Genomic DNA, 19,167 nt, shown 5'->3' with positions numbered 1-19,167 from the left:
AAATCGTTCCTTTGTTAAAGAAACATCAACCTGTTTCATATTGTACCTAATTCCAAACAAAAATTCAAGAGCTATTTATAAAAAAGAACATTAAAATAAATATTAAGAAAATTTCTGAAAAATGTGCTATAATTCTCTGATAGAAAGTTCTGTCCTGCTGATTCCCAAAACGGATATCTATATTCCCGCTGGGAGTTTGACTTTCCCGGATTCATAACAGGCAGATACGATCATTGTCACAGAATATAAAGGCTTGAATATGGAGGTACAAAATGGACCAGAAAATTTTATGGGACTGCCATATGCACTCCTCTTTTTCCGCAGATTCCGATACACCGATGGAAGAAATGATCCAGACTGCCGCAGACCAGGGTCTCACGGGAATCTGTTTTACTGAACATTTTGATCCGGATTATCCCGATACTCCGGAAAATCTTGATTTTTCCCTGAACATCCCTGCATACCGCCAGAAACTTGAGAGTCTTGCGGATGCTTTTAAAGACCAGATTCAGGTTAACTTCGGGATCGAGCTTGGACTTCAGCCTCAGCTTGCAGAATCTTTTTCCGATCTTCTGAAAGAAGTTCCCTTTGATTTCGTTATTGGTTCCTCCCATGTGGTGCACGGATACGATCCTTATTATCCTTCTTATTTTGAGGGCCGTAAGGAATCCGCATGCTACATGGAATATTTTGAATCCATCCTGGAAAATATCGCTGCTTTTGACGAGATGGATGTGTACGGACATATCGACTATGTAGTACGTTATGGTCCAAATCAGAACCGTCAGTATTCTTACGGACGATATAAGGAGATCCTGGACGAGATCCTGCGGACATTGATCCGCAAAAATGTGGGAATCGAGCTGAACACAGGCGGTTATCACTACGGGCTTGGTGAACCGAATCCCTGTGTCAATATTATCCGACGTTACCGTGAGCTTGGCGGTGAGATCATCACCATCGGTGCAGATGCCCATACTCCGGATAAGATCGGCTATGCTTTTGACAAGGCGGCTGATGTTCTCCGTGAATGTGGTTTTTCCTATTATGCTGTATTTAAAAACCGCCGTCCTGTTTTTCATAAGCTGTAGCTCTGTTTCTCTCTCCGGTGAGAGAGTTTACATTTTTATACCGAAAATATCATTTTATCTAAGGAGGAACTCTATATGTCAACAAAAAGACTCCAGAAAAAGAAAGCTGCCATGCAGGCAAAAAAAGAAAAGCAGCTGAAAAAAAATACCTCTGCTGCCGGCACCAGTTCCAGTGCTGCCAAATCTGTTGAAAATGCTAAAGCCGAAGTGAAAAAACTTGAAACCGTAAAGAAGGAAACGCTTAAAGTCGAAACTTCCAAAACTGAACCGATCAAAGTCGAGACTTCCAAGACCGAACCGATCAAGGTCGAGACTTCCAAGACCGAACCGATCAAAGTCGAGACTTCCAAGACCGAGCCGATCAAAGTCGAGACTTCCAAGACCGAGCCGATCAAGGTCGAGACTTCCAAGACTGAGCCGATCAAGGTTGAGACTTCCAAGACCGAACCGATCAAGGTCGAGACTTCCAAGACTGAGCCGATCAAGGTTGAGACTTCCAAGACTGAGCCGATCAAAGTCGAGACTTCCAAGACCGAGCCGATCAAGGTTGAGACCTCAAAGACTGAACCGGCGAAAGTTACTACTTCCAAGACCGAGCCTCTGAAAGTCGAAACTTCCAAGGAGGACACAGCTTACGATGCCCTCTACGAGAAACGTCTGAAACACTACTACAATGATCTGAAATGGCTCTACTGCGAGCTGTTCCGCGATCATCCGGAAGTTGCCGGCACATTCTCAAGCCTCACAAAAAAAATGAAAGAGATTTATCGTGAGCGTTCTCTTTCCATGAAGGAAGCTGACCAGACCTGCGTTGCTGATCCTGACTGGTTCCGTAAGACTACTTTCACCGGAATGGCTGTAAATCCTGCTGACTTCGCAGATACTCTTTCCGGGCTGTCCGATAAACTGGACTATATCAGTGAATGCAAAGCAGACACTCTGTACCTGACAGATCTTTTCCAGGCAACCTCCAACTGCTCCCTTCGCATTATCCCGGAGATCGGAACCTCCGAAGATCTGCATACACTTGCAGCTAACTGTAGGAAAGCAGGTATCCGCCTGGCTCTTGAGATCCCGTTAAGTCTTTCTGTGGATGACCCACAGTCCGGTGCGCCATGCGTGCTCCAGACTCCAGCTTATTTCAATGCAATGCTTCTTCAGATCCTGGAGCTTGCAAATGAAGGTGCTTCTATATTCAGCCTTGGTGTCCTTCCGATGATACCGGAAGAAAATCTCTGGAAGCTTCACTCTCTGCTGCGTATGACCCGAATGGTGTGTGAGATCGTATGCCCCGGAATTCTTCTCCTTGGTGAAACAGACCGCCCACCTGCAGAGGCTGCTGCATTTGGCGGAACTTCCGATATGCCGGAACTTCACATTGTAAACAGCACCCAGCTGATGTCCGATCTCTGGCATACCGTTGCCACAAAGGACACTGCCCTTCTCCGCCGGGGAATCGACAGAGCTGCAAACCTTCCGCAGGCACCGGTATTCCAGAATTACCTCCGTAACCGCAACACGGTACGCTGGAATCTGGACTATGATTTCCTGAAAGGAAGCTTTATCACAGAAGGGCCTCACAGAGATTATCTGAATGAATTCCTGGCAGGTATTTTCCCTGATTCCTTTGCCCGGGGTGAAATTTATGTAAATCCGGAAACCGAGGAATCTGAGCTCTGCGGAACAACCGCATCTCTTGCAGGAATCGAGCGTTTTGATTATGAAGGAAATATGGAGGGTGTCAGCCGGGGAATCCGCTATGACGTAGCACTTCATGCATTGCTTCTTTCCCTCCCCGGAATTCCGGTACTTCGAAGCGGTGACGAGGTCGGACAGCTGAATGACTACACCTATAAAACAGACATTTCCAAAGCAGCTGATCCCCGCTGGCTCCACAATGGACGTTTCAACTGGGCACTTGCCCGGAACAGAGCCGATGCCGAAACGATCCAAGGACGCATTTTCAACAGCCTTGAGCAGCTGGAATCCATCCGTGCCAGCCATCCGGTATTTGCACCTGAAGTTTCTGCACATACACTGGAAACCTGGGAAAAAGCTCTCCTTGCCCTGGTAAGAGAAACTTCTGAAGAAAAGCTGATCTGCATCTACAACTTCAGCGACCAGGATAAGGTAGCCTGGATCAACGAACAGGACGGTACCTACACAGATCTTCTCACAGGAGTTCAGAGAGACGCACAGGCTGTAGAGATCCCGGCCTTCGGATTTATCTGGCTTATGCACACAAAATAATAGCTTTGTCAGGCGGATATCCACAATCTGCATTCTCTACACAGCTCTGCACCGGATAACTGGATAACTGCTTCACAGTTTATTTGCAAAAAAAGGACACTGCCATTTTCAACGGGCAGTGTCCTTTTTTATTTCTCATATTATTATTTTCTCAGCTTATCAATAAATGCAGCAAATTTCCCCTGTTCCCCACTATCCAGCGAACGGCTGTAAATATTTCTGAGCCAGGCCGTGATCACATCGATCAGGATCGGAGAAAATGTCATCAGAAGGAACACCAGAATGATCATTCCGAATTCCAGCGATCCCAGTGTCAGAAGATTCTGCAGAACCACCGCCGCACCGAAAAAGATCACCTGCATACTGTAAATGATCACCTTTCGATACTTATTCAGAGGTGCGTAAACTGTCTTAAGTGCCGCCATATAATTCCATCCTGTTACAAGCACACAAGCTGTATTCAGCATAACATTGGAATGGTATACATTCTGGCATACCAGCATCACACTGAACACACAGCCCGTGATGGTCACAGCAGCCGGAAATGCATTCATAAATACATGACGCAAAAATGTATGGTCGATCTTCTCATAATTATTCTCCTGTGCCAGAAGGAATGTAGGAATACCAACAGCGCAGGCACTGATCAGAGACATCTGGATCGGCTCAAAGGGATAGGAATCCCCGAAGAAGATCGTGATCAGTGACAGCAGCACGGAAAAAATCGTTTTGATCAGAAACATAGATGCCGCAGTACGGATATTGTTTACAACCCGGCGTCCCTGATTCACAATTTCCGGCATTGCTGCAAAATTAGAATCCAGCAATACCACATTGGCAATATTCTTGGCCGCATCACTGCCCTCAGCCATGGCAATACTGCAGTCCGCCTCTTTAAGCGCCAGAACATCATTGACACCATCACCAGTCATTGCAACCGTATGCTGCTGAGCCTGTAAAGACTTCACCATTGCCTGCTTCTGCTGAGGTGTTACACGCCCGAACACACTATATTCTGCAACTGCCTCGTCCATCTGTTCCTGGGTTGTGATCGTTGTCGCATCGATATAATGCTCTGCATTTTTAAGGCCTGCACGTCTGGCAATGGCAGAAACTGTCACCGGATCATCACCGGAGATCACTTTCAGATCAACACCCTGACTTTCGAAATATGCCAGTGTATCCGGTGCCTCTGCACGGATCACATCGGTAATAAGCAAAAGTCCGACAGGTTCCAGTCCCTCCGGAAGCTCCGCTCCCTCACTCACATTTACACTATGGGCAAGAACCAGCACACGAAGACCTTCCTCTGCAAATCTTCCACAATACTCCATCAGCTCCAGGTTCCCTTCCGGAAAAAGAAACTGCGCTGCCCCCATCAGATAAGTACCTGTATCTGTAAATGCAGCTCCGCTGTACTTCCTGTCAGAAGAAAACGGGATCACATGATCCAGCTTCATATCCTGAGATACTTTAAATCTTGCCCTGAGTGCATCGGCAGTGGCATTCTGATCCTTCAGCACAGAAAGCAGATTTCCCATGATATGCTCGATCTCCCGGGTCTTCTCCGGATCTTCCTGACTATGTTTCTCCGGGTCAGCTTCTGACTTTTCCTGTAATACGAGATTCGCACTTCCATCCTCCTTTGCGATCGCATCTGTTGCTGAAACTGCAGAAGTCGCAGAACTCTCAGTTCCATTGCTGTCACCTTCGCCGGATTCAGGATCTTTCCCGGATATTGTCTCTGAAATCTCATCATACACCGGCGGATAGCTCTCCACCGCCTCCACACACATGGTACCCTCTGTGATAGTTCCTGTCTTATCCAGGCAGAGCGTATCCACGCGTGCAAGAGTTTCTATACAGTACAGCTCCTGCACCAGCGTCTTCTTCTGGGCCAGCTTCAGCGCACCCAGAGTCAGTGCCACACTGGTAAGAAGGACCAGTCCCTCCGGGATCATTCCCAGGACCGCTGCAACCATATTGACAACAGAATCCCGGATATTGTCTCCCACAAAATAATACTGTTTATAAAAAAGCAGCGCACCCATTGGTACGATAATGATACTGATCACCTTCAGAATGGCATTCAGGGAATTTCTAAGCTCTGAATTATGGCGTTTGAATTCCTTGGCCTCGCTGGTGATCCTTGACGCATAGTTGTCACTTCCCACATGGATGATCTGGCAGCAGGCCTGTCCCGCCGTCACAAAGCTTCCGGAAAAAAGTTCATCTCCCGGATTCTTCGGAAGATTGTCTGCCTCACCGGTAAGCAGAGATTCATTGACCTCAAGGCTTCCCTCCAGGATCTTCGCATCTGCCGGAACCTGTTCTCCGGCCTTCAGGAATATCAGATCATCGACAACCAGCTTCTCTGTAGAAATTTTCCATTTTTTTCCTTCACGCAGAACAACCGTCTTGGATTCTGTCAGGATGGCCAGCTTGTCAATCGTCTTCTTAGCACGGACCTCCTGAATGATCCCGATCACGGTATTAATAAAAATGATTCCTACAAACATGGAGTTTTTGTAGGAACCAACCAGCAGTACGAGAACCAGCAGCACCAGGTTCAGAAAATTGAAGAATGTCAACGTATTCTCCAGAATGATCTGCTTATATGTCCTGGTGTTGGGGTTTTCGTTATTATTTACCTGGCCCTGCGCAATTCTTTCCTGAACTTCTTCGTTCGTAAGTCCTGTCATGCTTCTTACTTACCTGTCCTTTCAATGGCTTACGGTTCTGTTCAACTGAAGCTTGCTCATGCCCCGGTTATGATCATAAATAAAAGGAATCAATACTCCTCTTCTGTATCCTCTTCACCCTCGTGGATATCAGACTTCGGTTTGGAAAGACCCTCGATCTTAATGTGATGTTTCTCTGCATAATCCCAGAGAGCTGCATGAATTGCTTCCTCAGCAAGCAGGGAACAGTGGATCTTTACCGGCGGAAGTCCGTCCAGAGCCTCCATAACGGCCTTGTTGGTTACTTCCATAGCTTCCTCAATGGTCTTGCCCATTACAAGTTCTGTTGCCATGCTGCTTGTTGCAACTGCTGCACCGCATCCAAATGTTTTAAATTTGCAGTCTTTGATAATATGAGTTTCGTCATCGATATCAAGGAATATTCTCATAATATCACCGCATTTTGCATTTCCTACAGTACCCACGCCGCTTGCGTTCTCGATCTCACCGACATTACGTGGATGCTGAAAATGATCCATTACTTTTTCACTATACATTATTTTTTCCTCCTGGCAAGTATTTTTATTATTTTTTCTGCTTTTTAATAAAATCTTCATATAATGGAGACATGCTTCTTAAGTTTGCAGTAATATCTTTCAGCTTATCTACTACAAAATCAACATCCTCCATTGTCGTCTCCTCGCTTAAGGTCATACGGAGAGATCCGTGTGCGATCTCATGAGGAAGACCGATAGCTAACAGAACGTGTGACGGATCCAGAGAACCGGATGTACATGCGGAACCGCTGGATGCACAGATTCCGAAATTATCAAGCATCAGAAGAAGTGACTCTCCCTCGATGAACTGGATGCTTACATTTACGTTGTTCGGAAGACGTTTTACTTTATCTCCATTGAGACGTACGTACGGGATCTCTGTGAGGATCCTGCTGATCATATGATCTCTGATCTCGATTTCTTTTGCAGTACGCTCTTTCATGGACTTGTTTGCACGCTCTGCTGCAAGACCGTATCCTACGATACCAGGAACGTTCTCTGTACCTGCACGACGTTTTCTCTCCTGTGCTCCGCCATGTACGAAGGAGCGGATCTTAACACCCTTACGGATATAGAGGAAGCCGATTCCCTTCGGTCCGTTGATCTTATGTCCGCTGGAGCTGAGCATATCAATATTGAACTCATCTACATTGATCGGGATCTGGCCGAATGCCTGAACAGCGTCTGTATGGAACAGGATTCCATGCTCATGTGCAATCTGTCCGATTTCTTTCAGCGGCTCAAGAGTACCAATCTCATTGTTTGCAGCCATAACAGAGATCAGGATGGTCTCCGGTGTAATGGCTTTCTGAAGCTCATCCAGGTCAATGAAACCATTCTCATCTACATCCAGGTATGTGACCTTGGCACCACGCTCTTTTTCAAGGTACTCGCAGGTATGAAGGATGGCATGATGCTCGATCTTTGTTGTGATGATATGGTTTCCTTTATTTTTATATGCCTCAAAGGTCGCTTTCAGAGCCCAGTTATCAGACTCGGAACCACCTGCAGTAAAATAGATCTCCTCTTTTTTGGCTCCGATCACATCTGCGATCTGCTGTCTTGCCTTTGCGATGGCAGCCTTGCTGTTTGCCGCAAAATCATAAACGGTTGAAGCATTTCCATAAAACTCTGTAAAATACGGCAGCATAGCCTCCACAACTTCCGGTGCGGTCTTTGTGGTAGCCGCATTGTCCAGATATATCATTTTTCCCATTTTCTTTTCCTCCTGTTCAGGATAATTATTTTTCGTGTATTCTCCGGCTTTCTTCGATCAGCTCACTGAGCATCAGGGTATCCACTGCATCTGTGATGCTGTCGTTGATCCTCTTCCACACTAATTTAGCCACGCAGAGATCAGAACCTTGGCAGCCACCGTCACCTTCTGTTCCCGGACATGTTGCAGCCTCCAGGCCACCCTCCAGGACACGAAGGATATCTCCCACTGAAATCTCTTCTGCCGGTCTTCCAAGGAAATATCCTCCGGCTGCACCGCGGACACTCTTCACAAGGCCCGCTTTCTTCAAAAGTGCCATCAGCTGCTCCAGATAGCTGACTGATATATTCTGACGGCCCGCAATACTCTGAAGCGAGACCGCTTCTTTTTCACTGTAAAGACCAAGGTCTATCAAAGCCTTAAGTCCGTATTTTGCTCTTGTTGACAGTTTCATCCGCTCACCTCTTTTTTCAATTCCCAGTGTTTTCCTCGGATTTCATGTTTACTCTATCAGAAACATATGGTTCTGTCAAGACTAACTTCTTCATATACTGACAAAAAAGACTCAAGGTTATCCATGTCAAAAAAAATATTTCTCAGAGGAACCCTGATTCTTGCCTGCACAGGCCTTATCAGCCGTATCGCAGGTTTCTTTTATAGAATATTCCTCTCCCATGCCATTGGTGCGGAAGGTCTTGGTTTGTATCAGCTGGTTCTTCCTCTCCAGGGACTTATGGCCGCTTTATCCTATACAGGGATCCAGTCTGCCCTTTCCCGACTGATCGCGTCCAGACTTGCCCTTCAGGAGAAAAAGGAGGCACGTTTTTCGCTGGTCACAGGAACACTTATGGCTGTCTTTTTTTCTGCTGTAGCCGGTTTTCTGCTTTTTCAGCACGCATATTTTTTTGCTTCCGCAATTCTGAAAACACCGCAGACTGCCGGTCTTCTTCGAATAACAGCTGTCAGTATTCCTCTCTGTGCCATTCATTCCTGCATTAACAGCTATTATTATGCCCGGAAAAAAGCCTCTGTTCCGGCAGCCGTGCAGCTTTCGGAGCAGTCTGCACGGATCGGCACTACCTATATCCTGTATCTGATCTTTCTTTCCGAAGGACGTCCGATCACTGCATTGATTGCAGCGGGAGGTTCCCTTGCCGGAGAGACTGCCGCTTCGCTGGTGTCGCTGCTGGTAGTTTCCTTTCATTTCGGAAATCACCCTGTACACGAAAAGACTCCCGTCAGGATCTTTCCGCTGATAAAGGACCTTTTCACACTGTCTTTTCCCATTTCCCTGAACAGGATCCTTCTGACACTTCTCGGCAGCATAGAAGCGGTCCTGATCCCACAGATGCTTCTGCGTTCCGGCATGACAGCCTCAGACTCACTGAAGATCTATGGGATCTTTACAGGAATGGCACTGCCCCTGCTCCTGTTTCCTTCCACACTTACGTCTTCCGCTGCTGTAATGCTGATGCCTTCCATCGCACAGCTTGATGCACTGGGAAAGCAGAAGCAGATCCGCCGTGTCACAGATCAGACCTTTTTTCTGTGCATGTTCCTGGGATTTCTGTGCGGAAGCGGATTCTTTCTTTTTGGCCCATTCCTCGGAACATTGCTTTTTCACAGCCAGACTGCCGGAACCTACATACGGTATCTGTCTTTTATCTGTCCTTTTCTTTATACAAACACCATGCTCACCAGCATCCTGCAGGGACTTGGAAAACCGGGGCTCTGTCTGATCCACAGTATTGCCGGCATTCTCATCCGTATTTTCTCCGTTGTTTTTATAATTCCGGCAACAGGGATCCGAGGCTATTTTTACGGAATTTTTCTGGGTGAGCTGCTGCTTACTCTTCTACACGTGAAAGCGCTAAAATTTCCCTATCGACAATCGACCAATAATCGTTTATAATAAATAATCGAAATGTCTATAGTTATGGAGGAATAAAGTACTATGAGTTTTGAATTCATAAAAAAACTGCCAACTCCTGAGGAAATCCGCAATCAGTATCCGCTCGATGCTGAACTTCAGGCGCTCAAGGAGAAACGCGATGCTGAGATTCGCGACGTTTTCACCGGAAAATCCGATAAATTCCTCGCTATCATCGGACCATGTTCTGCAGATAACGAAGATGCCGTATGCGATTATCTTTTAAGACTTCGCAAAGTTCAGGAAAAGATCGAGGATAAAGTCCTTATCATCCCGCGTGTTTACACAAACAAACCACGTACGACCGGTGAAGGATACAAGGGAATGGTCCATCAGCCGGATCCTGAGAAAAAACCGAACCTTCTTGCCGGACTGATCGCGATCCGCAAGATGCACATGCGTGCTATCCGCGAAAGTGGCTTCACCTGTGCAGATGAGATGCTTTACCCGGAGAACTACCGTTATCTCTCTGATCTGCTTTCCTACGTTGCTGTAGGCGCACGTTCTGTTGAAGATCAGCAGCACAGACTCACTGTCAGCGGCATGGATGTTCCGGCTGGTATGAAGAACCCTACCAGTGGTGACTACAGCGTTATGCTGAACTCCATTGTTGCAGCACAGGGCGCTCATCGTTTTATTTACAGAAGCTGGGAGGTTGAGACCACCGGCAACCCACTCTCTCACGCAATCCTTCGCGGTGCAGTAAACAAGCATGGGGAAGCGATCCCGAACTACCATTACGAGGATCTTCGTCTTCTCTATGACAAATACCATGCAAAGAACCTTGCCAACCCGGCAGTGATCGTGGATACCAACCACTCCAACTCCAACAAGCATTACGAGCAGCAGGTTCGTATCGCAAGTGAGGTTCTTCACAGCCGTCAGGTAGATCCTGAGCTTCACTCCATGGTAAAGGGTCTCATGATCGAGAGCTATATCGAGCCAGGCAACCAGAAGATCGGTGGAGATCACATCTACGGAAAATCCATCACAGATGCCTGCCTTGGTTGGGATGAGTCTGAGAAGCTGCTTTACACGATTGCTGAAAATTGCTAAGATCTATCTGATCTGCAGTTCAGGAAACGGATATTTGTGATCCTTTTACACTTTATGTTCAAAAAAAGAACCGGCATTCTTCCATTTTGGAAGCTGCCGGTTCTTTTTTGAACGCGTTTTTTATATTATTTCTTACAGATCAATGCCTCGGATGTGCTTTCATATATACGTCTCGCATTTTCGCAACGCCAAAATTCAGATAGACCTGTGTGGTGGAAATATCCGAATGTCCAAGCATTTCCTGCACACTCTTCACGTCCGCTCCATTCTGCAGCATATGTGCGGCAAAAGAATGTCTCAGTGTATGCGGCGTGATATCATGCTGGATCCCGGCTTCCTCTGCATATCCCTTCAGAACCTTCCAGAATCCCTGTCTGCTCATGGATTTTCCTGAACAGTTGGTAAAAAGACTCTCCGTCTCATTTTCTTTCACAAATTTTCCACGGGCTTCCTTCAGATATTTCTCCATGGCTGTTTTGCATACATTTCCTATCGGGATCACCCGTTCCTTATCCTCATCGTGACAGACTACATAACCAAGCCGCAGATTGAGATCCTCCAGATTCAGCCGCAAAAGTTCACTGACGCGCATTCCTGTAGCATACAAAAGCTCCAGCATGGCACTGTCCCGGATTCCCTTCGGTGTATTCAGATCCGGCTGTTTCAAAAGGCGGTCTACCTCATCCACAGTAAGGATCTCCGGTATCCGCTTCTCAACCTTGGGCGGCTTCAGTTCCAGAGACGGATCCCTCTCGATCCTGTTCTCCTGATAAAGATACTGAAACAAGGCACGGATAGATGCTACATTTCTGGAGATCGTTGAGGAAGCGAACTGTCCTCTCTCCATATAGCTGAGATAGCCTTCCAGCTCCAGTTCTCCTACATCTCGGATATCATAGATCCCACGATCTGCAAAATACACTGCCATCTTCTTCAGGTCTCTCTGGTAAGATACTTCTGTATTATGTGACGTCCTTTTTCTATTATGTAAATATGTAATAAATTCCCGTATCTCTATGTCCATTTCTCTGCATCCCGTTTCTCTAAAATCATACTCGTTTATGACTGAATTATACTGTGAATTTTACATAAAATCAAACAGTTTTTCATCGTAAAACCGCACAATTTCAACACTTTCCGGCACAAACCACCAAATATCGCAGATTTTATGGAAACCATTACTAGATATTGTGGAAATTTTCCTCAAAAAAATTTCAGGCCCTTTATAACTTTTTCTACGATCCAGGGATTCAGAAAACTTTCTGCAAGGATTCCTCCTGTATACAGCAGAAAAACTGTGATCCCCTGCCGAAAATAAGCCCCTGTTTTCTGCGGCACAAGTCCATAATTTTTCCAGATCCCATACGATTGTCTGTATACGATACCTGCAAGATAAAAATACGCCGGAATATAGACCAGATACTGCGGCATCAGAAGTCCGGCACCGGCCACACCGCCATAAATACCAAATTCCAGAACCGATAATGCCAGGATCATTCCTGTCTCCATTCCCAAAAACAGCATATATGCGACCGTCAAAGGCACTCCGAATATTGTAAATCCGCATAAAAACAACAGAAGAAAAAAACCTCCTCTTCGTCGCAGCACTTCCAGGAAATAAGCTCCGCCGGAAATATCTTTTCCTGCAAAGCTGCGGATCAGATAAAAAGAAGCCAGGGTTTTCTGCTTCCACTCCATTTTCCAGATCAGATTCGGCAACACATTTCCCGCAAAAACTCCGGTCATAAAAAGAAGCTCCGCCGGAAAACGTCCGGCATTTTTCCACTTCCGGTTCTCTGTCTTACTCTCCATTTACTCACCCTGTACCAGTTTACGCCTGTTTTTCCAGTAATATGACCGTTTTTCCACATGACAAAAAAAGGCCGGCCAGCTAAAAAGCTGTCCGGCCTTTGGTATTTCCAGAACTTTCTTCCATTGAAAGCTTATTTTGCGTAGTCAACCGCTCTGCTTTCACGGATCACATTAACTTTGATCTGTCCAGGATACTCAAGCTCTGCCTCGATCTGCTTTGCAATATCTCTTGCAAGGAGAACCATATCTGCATCACTTACATGATCCGGCACGACCATAACACGAATTTCTCTTCCTGCCTGAATAGCAAAAGATTTCTCTACACCCTTGAATTCATTGGTGATATCCTCAAGCTGTTTCAGACGATTGGTATAGGTTTCCAGGGTCTCACGTCTTGCTCCAGGTCTTGCTGCGGAAATTGCATCAGCAGCCTGTACAATACACGCGATCAGAGATTCCGGCTCCACATCACCATGATGAGACGCAACCGTGTTGATAACGATCGGGGACTCCTTGTATTTCTTGCAGAGATCCACACCGATCTGAATATGAGAACCTTCTACCTCATGGTCAATGGATTTACCAATGTCATGAAGAAGTCCGGCACGCTTGGCCATACGCACATCCACACCAACTTCTCCTGCAAGGAGTCCGGAAAGCTGTGCAACCTCAATTGAATGTCTCAGAGCATTCTGTCCATAGCTTGAACGGAATTTCATACGTCCAAGAAGCTTCAGAAGTTCCGGATGGATTCCATGTACCCCTACATCCATGGCAGCATTCTCACCGTCTTCCCGGATCTGTGCTTCCACTTCTTTCTGGGCTTTCTCTACCATCTCTTCAATTCTTGCCGGATGGATACGTCCATCCACGATCAGTTTCTCAAGAGCCACTCTGGCGATCTCTCTCCTGATCGGATCAAATGCGGAGAGTACCACTGCCTCCGGTGTATCATCAATGATCAGATCCACACCGGTAAGTGTCTCAAGTGTACGGATGTTACGGCCTTCACGACCGATGATCCTTCCCTTCATTTCATCACTTGGAAGCTGTACCACAGAAATCGTTGTCTCGGAAACATGATCCACTGCACATTTCTGAATGGCATTGACTACATATTCCCTGGCTTTCTTATTGGCATCTTCCTTGGCTCTGTTCTCAAGCTCTTTATAGAGTCTTGCAACATCCACCTTTACGTCATCTTCTACAGATTTCAGTAATTCTTCTTTTGCCTGTTCGGAGGTAAGACCTGAAACTCGTTCCAGTTCCTGTACTCCTTTTTCCTCAAGTTCATTTACTCGTTTTTCTTTTTCTTGTAACTCGTTAAATTTCGCTGTACATTCCAGCTCACGCTTCTCCACTGCATTGGCTTTTTTGTCAACAGATTCCTCTTTTGACAAAACTCGCTTCTCGTATCTCTGCAGCTCGTTTCTCCGTTCCTTGGTTTCCCTTTCCAGTTCATTTTTAGTTCGCAGAGATTCTTCCTTTACTTCAAGTAAAGTTTCGCGTTTCTTGGTCTCTGCTGCTTTCAATGCTTCATCAAGAATATTCCTTGCCTTATCCTCTGCTGTACCTATGATTTCCGCATCCTTGCGTACTTTCTTGTCAACAGCAACCTTGCAAGTAACAGGAACTGCAATAAGTAGCGTGACTACCACAGCGACAATAACACCGATAATTGTGCCTGCCACAGGAGCACCTCCTTATTTAGTTTTCATTGTACAAATACAACAATACAAGTTTAGCTGTTTTTCACATTTATGTCAAGTTTTTCTCATGAAAAAGCAGATTTTGGTTAGCACATATAAACTGGCTCTTTTTCTCCGCAGAGTTATTGTTACTGTTCACTCCGTTCTCAGTAACACGCTTCGCGATGCACAGAATTTATGCTGATCGCATAAATTCGCGCGGTATGTCTCGGGTTTTCTGTGACCTTCGCTCACAAAAAACACCTCGCGGGACATTACCAGTGAACAGTAACGAGTTATTCCATATCACGGTTCACCCGGATGTTCATTTCTTCCAGGGTATGGGAAATATCCTCATACCGGAACGCTCGTCTGGCCAGATATCCATACAGCCTTCGCATCTGTCCTTCATCAAGCTCTGTGTCCGGCGCATATTTCTTCTCGATCGTCCTGCGTAATACCTCCCGCTCGTCCGGTTCCATAAGCTCTTCCATCTCATTCCAGGCATCCAGGGCAGTCTGACGGTCCACACCCTTTAACTGAAGCTCCGAGAGGATCTTCTGACGACTTCTGGATTCCATACGGAAGGAGATATAGGTTCTGGCATAACGGGCATCGTTGATATACCCATAGGACTTCACATAAGCAATGGCATCTTCTACTGCCTCCGGTGAAAATTCAGCCTGACGGAGTTTATCCGTCAGGCCTTTCTCTGTGCGGTCCATATGTTCCAGAAGCCGCATGGCTTTCTTTCTTGCACGGTTTCGTTCTTCCAGATCCAGCATGGATTACTCTTCCTTCTCTGTATCTTCTGCCTGTACTGCTGCTTCTGCTGTCTCATCTGCCGGATCCAGATGATAATGTACACGAACCTTCTTCTCGATCTCATCGCGGATCTCCGGATGCTCTCTCAGGAATAATTTGGCATTCTCACGTCCCTGTCCGATCTTATCCCCTTCATATGCATACCAGGCTCCGCTCTTGTTTACGATGGAGCATTCTGCAGCCAGATCCAGGATATCTCCCTCTCTGGAAATACCGGTTCCGAACATGATATCAAACTCTGCCTGCTTAAATGGCGGAGCCACCTTGTTCTTAACTACTTTCACACGGGTGTGGTTTCCGACCATCTCACCACCCTGCTTCAATGTTTCCACACGGCGTACATCCATACGGACAGATGCATAGAATTTCAGCGCACGTCCACCGGTTGTAGTTTCCGGATTGCCAAACATCACTCCAACCTTTTCACGAAGCTGGTTGATAAAGATCACCACGCAGTTGGACTTGCTGATAACAGCTGTCAGTTTACGGAGTGCCTGTGACATCAGACGGGCCTGCAGACCTACATGGCTGTCTCCCATATCTCCTTCGATCTCAGCCTTGGGGACTAGGGCTGCAACAGAGTCCACGATCACGATATCCACAGCACCGGAACGTACCATAGTCTCTGTGATCTCCAGCGCCTGCTCTCCGTTATCCGGCTGTGAAATATAAAGGTTGTCGATATCAACACCTATACTCTTGGCATAAACAGGATCAAGAGCATGCTCCGCATCGATAAATCCTGCGATTCCGCCTCTCTTCTGCACTTCAGCGACCATATGTAAGGCTACCGTTGTCTTACCACTGGACTCCGGTCCGTAGATCTCCACGATACGTCCCTTGGGAACACCACCTACGCCAAGGGCGATATCCAGGCTTAAGCATCCTGTGGGAACTGCCTCCACCTGCATATGGGAACTGGAATCTCCAAGCTTCATGACAGAGCCTTTACCGAACTGTTTCTCAATATTTCCAAGAGCCGCTTCCAGCGCCTTCTGCTTCTCTTCACTGATCATTATGTAATCTCCTATTCTTTATTCTCTTTCTAATCAGGTTTCCTTTAATCCGAACCTTTGTTCGTGTTTTCTGTATTACATAGTATTATAAAACGGAATGATTGTCAATAAGATACTTGAAAATCCTTCTGTTTTTTTGTTGACAGGATCTCTAAAAATCCGACAAAAAACTTCCCATACATGATTTCTTTTTCCTCTCTGAATGCAAAAAAGCAGATAAAAAGATTTCCCTCTTCATCTGCTTTTTATGCAATATATTTCCTGTCACTGATCGTTGGTCAGCTTCAGTTTGTCCAGAATATAGAATACAAGGCTTAATGCCATGGCAACCACACATGCCAGCACCATACCGGTAAGCTCAACATTTCCAAGCTTCAGGGCAATTCCGGAAAGACCTACAACAAAGACAACGCTTGTCAGCGTCAGATTTCTGGACTTGCTGTAATCCACGTGATTGTCAACCAGCATACGAAGGCCGGAGGTTCCGATCATTCCGTAAAGAAGGAAAGAAATCCCACCGATCACCGGACCGGGAATGGTACTGATCAGGGCTGCCAGTTTACCAAGGAAGGAACAGCAGATGGAAAGCACTGCCGCACCACCGATCACCTGTACACTGTAAACCTTTGTCACTGCCATGACACCGATGTTCTCACCGTAAGTAGTTGTCGGCACAGAACCAAGGCATCCGGAAACTGTGGTAGAGAAGAAATCTGCAAACAGGGATCTGTGGAGACCCGGATCTTTCAGAAGATTCCTTCCAACGATCTTTCCGGTTACAATCTGATGGCCGATATGCTCGGAGGTTACCAGAAGCAATGCCGGAAAGATCGTCATAATGGCCTCAAAATTAAATTTCGGAGATGTAAAGTTGGGAAGAGCCAAAAATGCCGCTTCCCTTACCTGTGTAAAATCCAGAAGCCCGCATGCACCTGCTGCCACATATCCCGCAATGATCGCGATCAGGATCGGAATAACAGAAAGGAAGCCCCGAAACAGGATCTGCCCGAATACCGCAACTCCAAGTGTGACCAGAAATACTATCACATTCTTCGGATCTACCTTCTCGTCCAGAAGTCCTGCCGTACTTGCTGCATTTCCCGCAAGTTCCAGACCGATCAGTGCCACTACCGGTCCCATTGCCGCTGTAGGAAGCACGATATCGATCCAGTCTGTTCCGCACTGGCGGACGATCAATGCCACGCACATACCAGCAATACCCAGAACAACGAAACCACCAAGGGCATACTCATATCCATACTTGCTGATCACCAGAAGAGCCGGTGAAAGGAAGGCAAAACTGGAGCCCAAATAAGCCGGTGCCTTTCCTTTTGTGATGAAAATAAAAAGGAGTGTTCCCACACCATTCATCAGAAGCACAATAGCCGGACTGATACCAAAAAGGAATGGCACCAGTACGGATGCTCCGAACATGGCGAACATGTGCTGGATACTTAACGGTATCAGCATCTTTGCAGGTACTTTTTCTTCGACCTGTATGATTCTTTTTTCCACTCTCAAATCCTCCTGTTTTTTATTATCTCACAGATTATAGCACAGGTTTTCATATCGTGGGAGATTTTTTCTGAAAATATACGGATACTGTGTGGTATACTGTTATTATCTCCGGAAAAACAGAACGGCTTCATAAATGCGGCCATAACCTGTTCCGGATAGATTTTTTCAGAAAGGAATATTCTTCTATGAAAGCATACCAACGACTTCTATCCTATGTAAAAATATCCACACCCAGCAATGAAGAAAGCTCTTCTTCCCCCTCTTCCCAGTGCCAGTTTGACCTGGCCCGGTTTCTTGTGGAGGAAATGAAGGATCTTGGGATCTCCGATGTGTCTCTGGATGAACATTGCTACGTTTATGCACATCTTCCTGCTACAGAAGGTCTGGAGCACTGCAAAGCACTGGGCTTTATCGCTCATATGGATACGGTTTCCGATTTCTGCGACCATGCAGTCACACCGGTGGTTACAGAAGATTACGATGGAAAAGAGCTCCCTCTCGGCACAAGCGGCAGAACTCTTTCCCCGGAAATGTTCCCCCATCTTGCTTCACTTGCCGGGCGTACCCTGATCACCTCAGACGGAACCACGATCCTGGGCGCAGACGACAAGGCCGGCATTGCAGAGATCATCACTGCGCTGGAGCATATCCTTACGGAAAAAATACCTCACGGACCTCTCTGCGTCGCTTTTACTCCGGATGAAGAAATCGGCATGGGACCGGCCCACTTTGATGTAAAAAAATTCGGTGCGGATTATGCATATACCCTGGACGGTGATACGGAAGGCGAGATCCAGTACGAGAATTTCAACGCCTGCGGCGCAAAAGTGACTTTCCAGGGTGTCAATGTCCACCCCGGTTCCTCCAAAAATACCATGGTCAACGCTGCTCTCGTTGCCATGGAGTTTAATTCCATGCTTCCATCTGCGGATACTCCAAGGAACACAGCGGACTATGAAGGATTTTTCCATCTTTGCTCCATGAAAGGAGATGTTTCCCAGGCTGAACTTCAGTATATTGTCCGTGATCACGATGCCGCTTCTTTTGAAGTACGCCAGAAAACGCTCTCACATATCGCAGAAATCCTCAATGAAAAATGGGGCAAAGGCACCGTAACTCTTACCATCACCCAGCAGTACCGCAATATGAAAGAGGTCATCGATACCTGCCCGTGGCTGATCATCCTGGCAGAGGAAGCCTGCCGTAACTGTGATGTCGCACCTCTCATCCTGCCTATCCGCGGCGGCACAGATGGTGCACAGCTAAGCTTCATGGGACTGCCCTGCCCGAATCTGGGAACCGGCGGACATGCCTATCACGGGCCTTATGAGCACATCACAGTGGAAGGAATGGATGCCGCTGTAGAAGTTACCCTGGAGATCATAAAGCTGTTTTCCCAGAGGGAATACTGAGAAGAAACTTTTTTCAAAACCTGCATTACCAGTAATCTGAGATAATGTAAAAAACACCCGCAGATCATCCGATCCATCATTCGCCGGAATAAATCTGCGGGTATTTTTTTATTAT

Annotated in this window: 15 protein-coding genes; 5 read left to right on the top strand and 10 right to left on the bottom strand. The window is 46.5% G+C overall.

What is annotated here, in order from left to right; genetic code table 11:
• Positions 1-272: 272 nt before the first annotated feature.
• Complete coding sequence (locus tag CCC17_RS02320; protein WP_022426901.1) at positions 273-1,091, top strand: histidinol-phosphatase HisJ family protein; 819 nt, start codon at positions 273-275, stop codon at positions 1,089-1,091.
• Between the two features lie 75 nt (positions 1,092-1,166).
• Positions 1,167-3,341 carry an alpha-amylase family glycosyl hydrolase gene (locus CCC17_RS02315; protein ID WP_287082432.1) on the top strand — a complete coding sequence of 725 codons (2,175 nt, stop codon included), beginning with the start codon at positions 1,167-1,169 and terminating at the stop codon, positions 3,339-3,341.
• Between the two features lie 143 nt (positions 3,342-3,484).
• Here CCC17_RS02315 and CCC17_RS02310 read toward each other — a convergent pair whose 3' ends face one another.
• The 4 genes from CCC17_RS02310 to CCC17_RS02295 form a co-directional block, all read right to left on the bottom strand.
• Positions 3,485-6,043, bottom strand: a complete 2,559-nt coding sequence (locus CCC17_RS02310; RefSeq protein ID WP_287082431.1) for an HAD-IC family P-type ATPase — start codon at positions 6,041-6,043, stop codon at positions 3,485-3,487.
• An 89-nt stretch (positions 6,044-6,132) separates the two neighbouring features.
• Entirely contained in the window at positions 6,133-6,579 is a 447-nt protein-coding gene (gene nifU, locus CCC17_RS02305; RefSeq protein WP_015526995.1) for a Fe-S cluster assembly scaffold protein NifU, read from the bottom strand.
• A gap of 28 nt (positions 6,580-6,607) precedes the next feature.
• Complete coding sequence (gene nifS / locus CCC17_RS02300) at positions 6,608-7,795, bottom strand: cysteine desulfurase NifS (RefSeq protein WP_021650819.1); 1,188 nt, start codon at positions 7,793-7,795, stop codon at positions 6,608-6,610.
• A gap of 25 nt (positions 7,796-7,820) precedes the next feature.
• Complete coding sequence (locus CCC17_RS02295) at positions 7,821-8,249, bottom strand: RrF2 family transcriptional regulator (protein ID WP_015526993.1); 429 nt, start codon at positions 8,247-8,249, stop codon at positions 7,821-7,823.
• A gap of 123 nt (positions 8,250-8,372) precedes the next feature.
• Here CCC17_RS02295 and CCC17_RS02290 point away from each other — a divergent pair, with 123 nt between their 5' ends.
• Both CCC17_RS02290 and CCC17_RS02285 read left to right on the top strand, forming a co-directional pair.
• Entirely contained in the window at positions 8,373-9,707 is a 1,335-nt protein-coding gene (locus tag CCC17_RS02290) for a polysaccharide biosynthesis protein (RefSeq protein WP_287082430.1), read from the top strand.
• Positions 9,708-9,749: 42 nt separating this feature from the next.
• A complete protein-coding gene (locus CCC17_RS02285; RefSeq protein ID WP_015526991.1) occupies positions 9,750-10,781 on the top strand; it encodes a 3-deoxy-7-phosphoheptulonate synthase in 1,032 nt (343 codons plus the stop codon).
• Between the two features lie 139 nt (positions 10,782-10,920).
• Here the strand turns inward: CCC17_RS02285 and xerD are convergent, their stop codons facing one another.
• From xerD to uraA, 6 genes are all read right to left on the bottom strand, one after another.
• Positions 10,921-11,805 (bottom strand): site-specific tyrosine recombinase XerD, encoded by an 885-nt coding sequence (gene xerD, locus CCC17_RS02280; RefSeq protein WP_287082428.1) that lies wholly within the window; start codon positions 11,803-11,805, stop codon positions 10,921-10,923.
• A 179-nt stretch (positions 11,806-11,984) separates the two neighbouring features.
• On the bottom strand, positions 11,985-12,593 hold the full coding sequence (locus CCC17_RS02275; RefSeq protein ID WP_021650815.1) for a stage II sporulation protein M: 609 nt from the start codon (positions 12,591-12,593) through the stop codon (positions 11,985-11,987).
• A 131-nt stretch (positions 12,594-12,724) separates the two neighbouring features.
• Positions 12,725-14,284, bottom strand: a complete 1,560-nt coding sequence (gene rny / locus CCC17_RS02270) for a ribonuclease Y (RefSeq protein ID WP_021650814.1) — start codon at positions 14,282-14,284, stop codon at positions 12,725-12,727.
• A gap of 293 nt (positions 14,285-14,577) precedes the next feature.
• Positions 14,578-15,066, bottom strand: coding sequence for a regulatory protein RecX (locus CCC17_RS02265; protein WP_195635124.1), 489 nt, complete (start codon positions 15,064-15,066; stop codon positions 14,578-14,580).
• A gap of 3 nt (positions 15,067-15,069) precedes the next feature.
• Positions 15,070-16,122, bottom strand: a complete 1,053-nt coding sequence (gene recA, locus CCC17_RS02260) for a recombinase RecA (RefSeq protein WP_015526986.1) — start codon at positions 16,120-16,122, stop codon at positions 15,070-15,072.
• Between the two features lie 264 nt (positions 16,123-16,386).
• A complete protein-coding gene (gene uraA, locus CCC17_RS02255; protein ID WP_021650809.1) occupies positions 16,387-17,637 on the bottom strand; it encodes a uracil permease in 1,251 nt (416 codons plus the stop codon).
• A 188-nt stretch (positions 17,638-17,825) separates the two neighbouring features.
• On the opposite strand from uraA, the gene pepT reads away from it, so the two are divergent.
• Complete coding sequence (pepT, locus tag CCC17_RS02250) at positions 17,826-19,052, top strand: peptidase T (RefSeq protein WP_287082427.1); 1,227 nt, start codon at positions 17,826-17,828, stop codon at positions 19,050-19,052.
• Positions 19,053-19,167: the final 115 nt, after the last annotated feature.

The organism is Blautia sp. LMAG:36, assembly GCF_008680535.1.
Taxonomy (GTDB): domain Bacteria; phylum Bacillota; class Clostridia; order Lachnospirales; family Lachnospiraceae; genus Blautia_A; species Blautia_A fusiformis.
Note: the sequence above shows the minus strand (reverse complement) of the source record. Positions and strands in the feature narration are given on the sequence as shown.

Coding starts and splice junctions, on each gene's coding strand:
- pepT (WP_287082427.1), top strand. CDS start 17,826: ATGAAAGCATACCAACGACTTCTATCCTATGTAAAAATATCCACACCC.
- CCC17_RS02320 (WP_022426901.1), top strand. CDS start 273: ATGGACCAGAAAATTTTATGGGACTGCCATATGCACTCCTCTTTTTCC.
- CCC17_RS02285 (WP_015526991.1), top strand. CDS start 9,750: ATGAGTTTTGAATTCATAAAAAAACTGCCAACTCCTGAGGAAATCCGC.
- CCC17_RS02310 (WP_287082431.1), bottom strand. CDS start 6,043: ATGACAGGACTTACGAACGAAGAAGTTCAGGAAAGAATTGCGCAGGGC.
- CCC17_RS02275 (WP_021650815.1), bottom strand. CDS start 12,593: ATGGAGAGTAAGACAGAGAACCGGAAGTGGAAAAATGCCGGACGTTTT.
- CCC17_RS02265 (WP_195635124.1), bottom strand. CDS start 15,066: ATGCTGGATCTGGAAGAACGAAACCGTGCAAGAAAGAAAGCCATGCGG.
- CCC17_RS02290 (WP_287082430.1), top strand. CDS start 8,373: ATGTCAAAAAAAATATTTCTCAGAGGAACCCTGATTCTTGCCTGCACA.
- CCC17_RS02295 (WP_015526993.1), bottom strand. CDS start 8,249: ATGAAACTGTCAACAAGAGCAAAATACGGACTTAAGGCTTTGATAGAC.
- nifS (WP_021650819.1), bottom strand. CDS start 7,795: ATGGGAAAAATGATATATCTGGACAATGCGGCTACCACAAAGACCGCA.
- CCC17_RS02315 (WP_287082432.1), top strand. CDS start 1,167: ATGTCAACAAAAAGACTCCAGAAAAAGAAAGCTGCCATGCAGGCAAAA.
- nifU (WP_015526995.1), bottom strand. CDS start 6,579: ATGTATAGTGAAAAAGTAATGGATCATTTTCAGCATCCACGTAATGTC.
- recA (WP_015526986.1), bottom strand. CDS start 16,122: ATGATCAGTGAAGAGAAGCAGAAGGCGCTGGAAGCGGCTCTTGGAAAT.
- xerD (WP_287082428.1), bottom strand. CDS start 11,805: ATGGACATAGAGATACGGGAATTTATTACATATTTACATAATAGAAAA.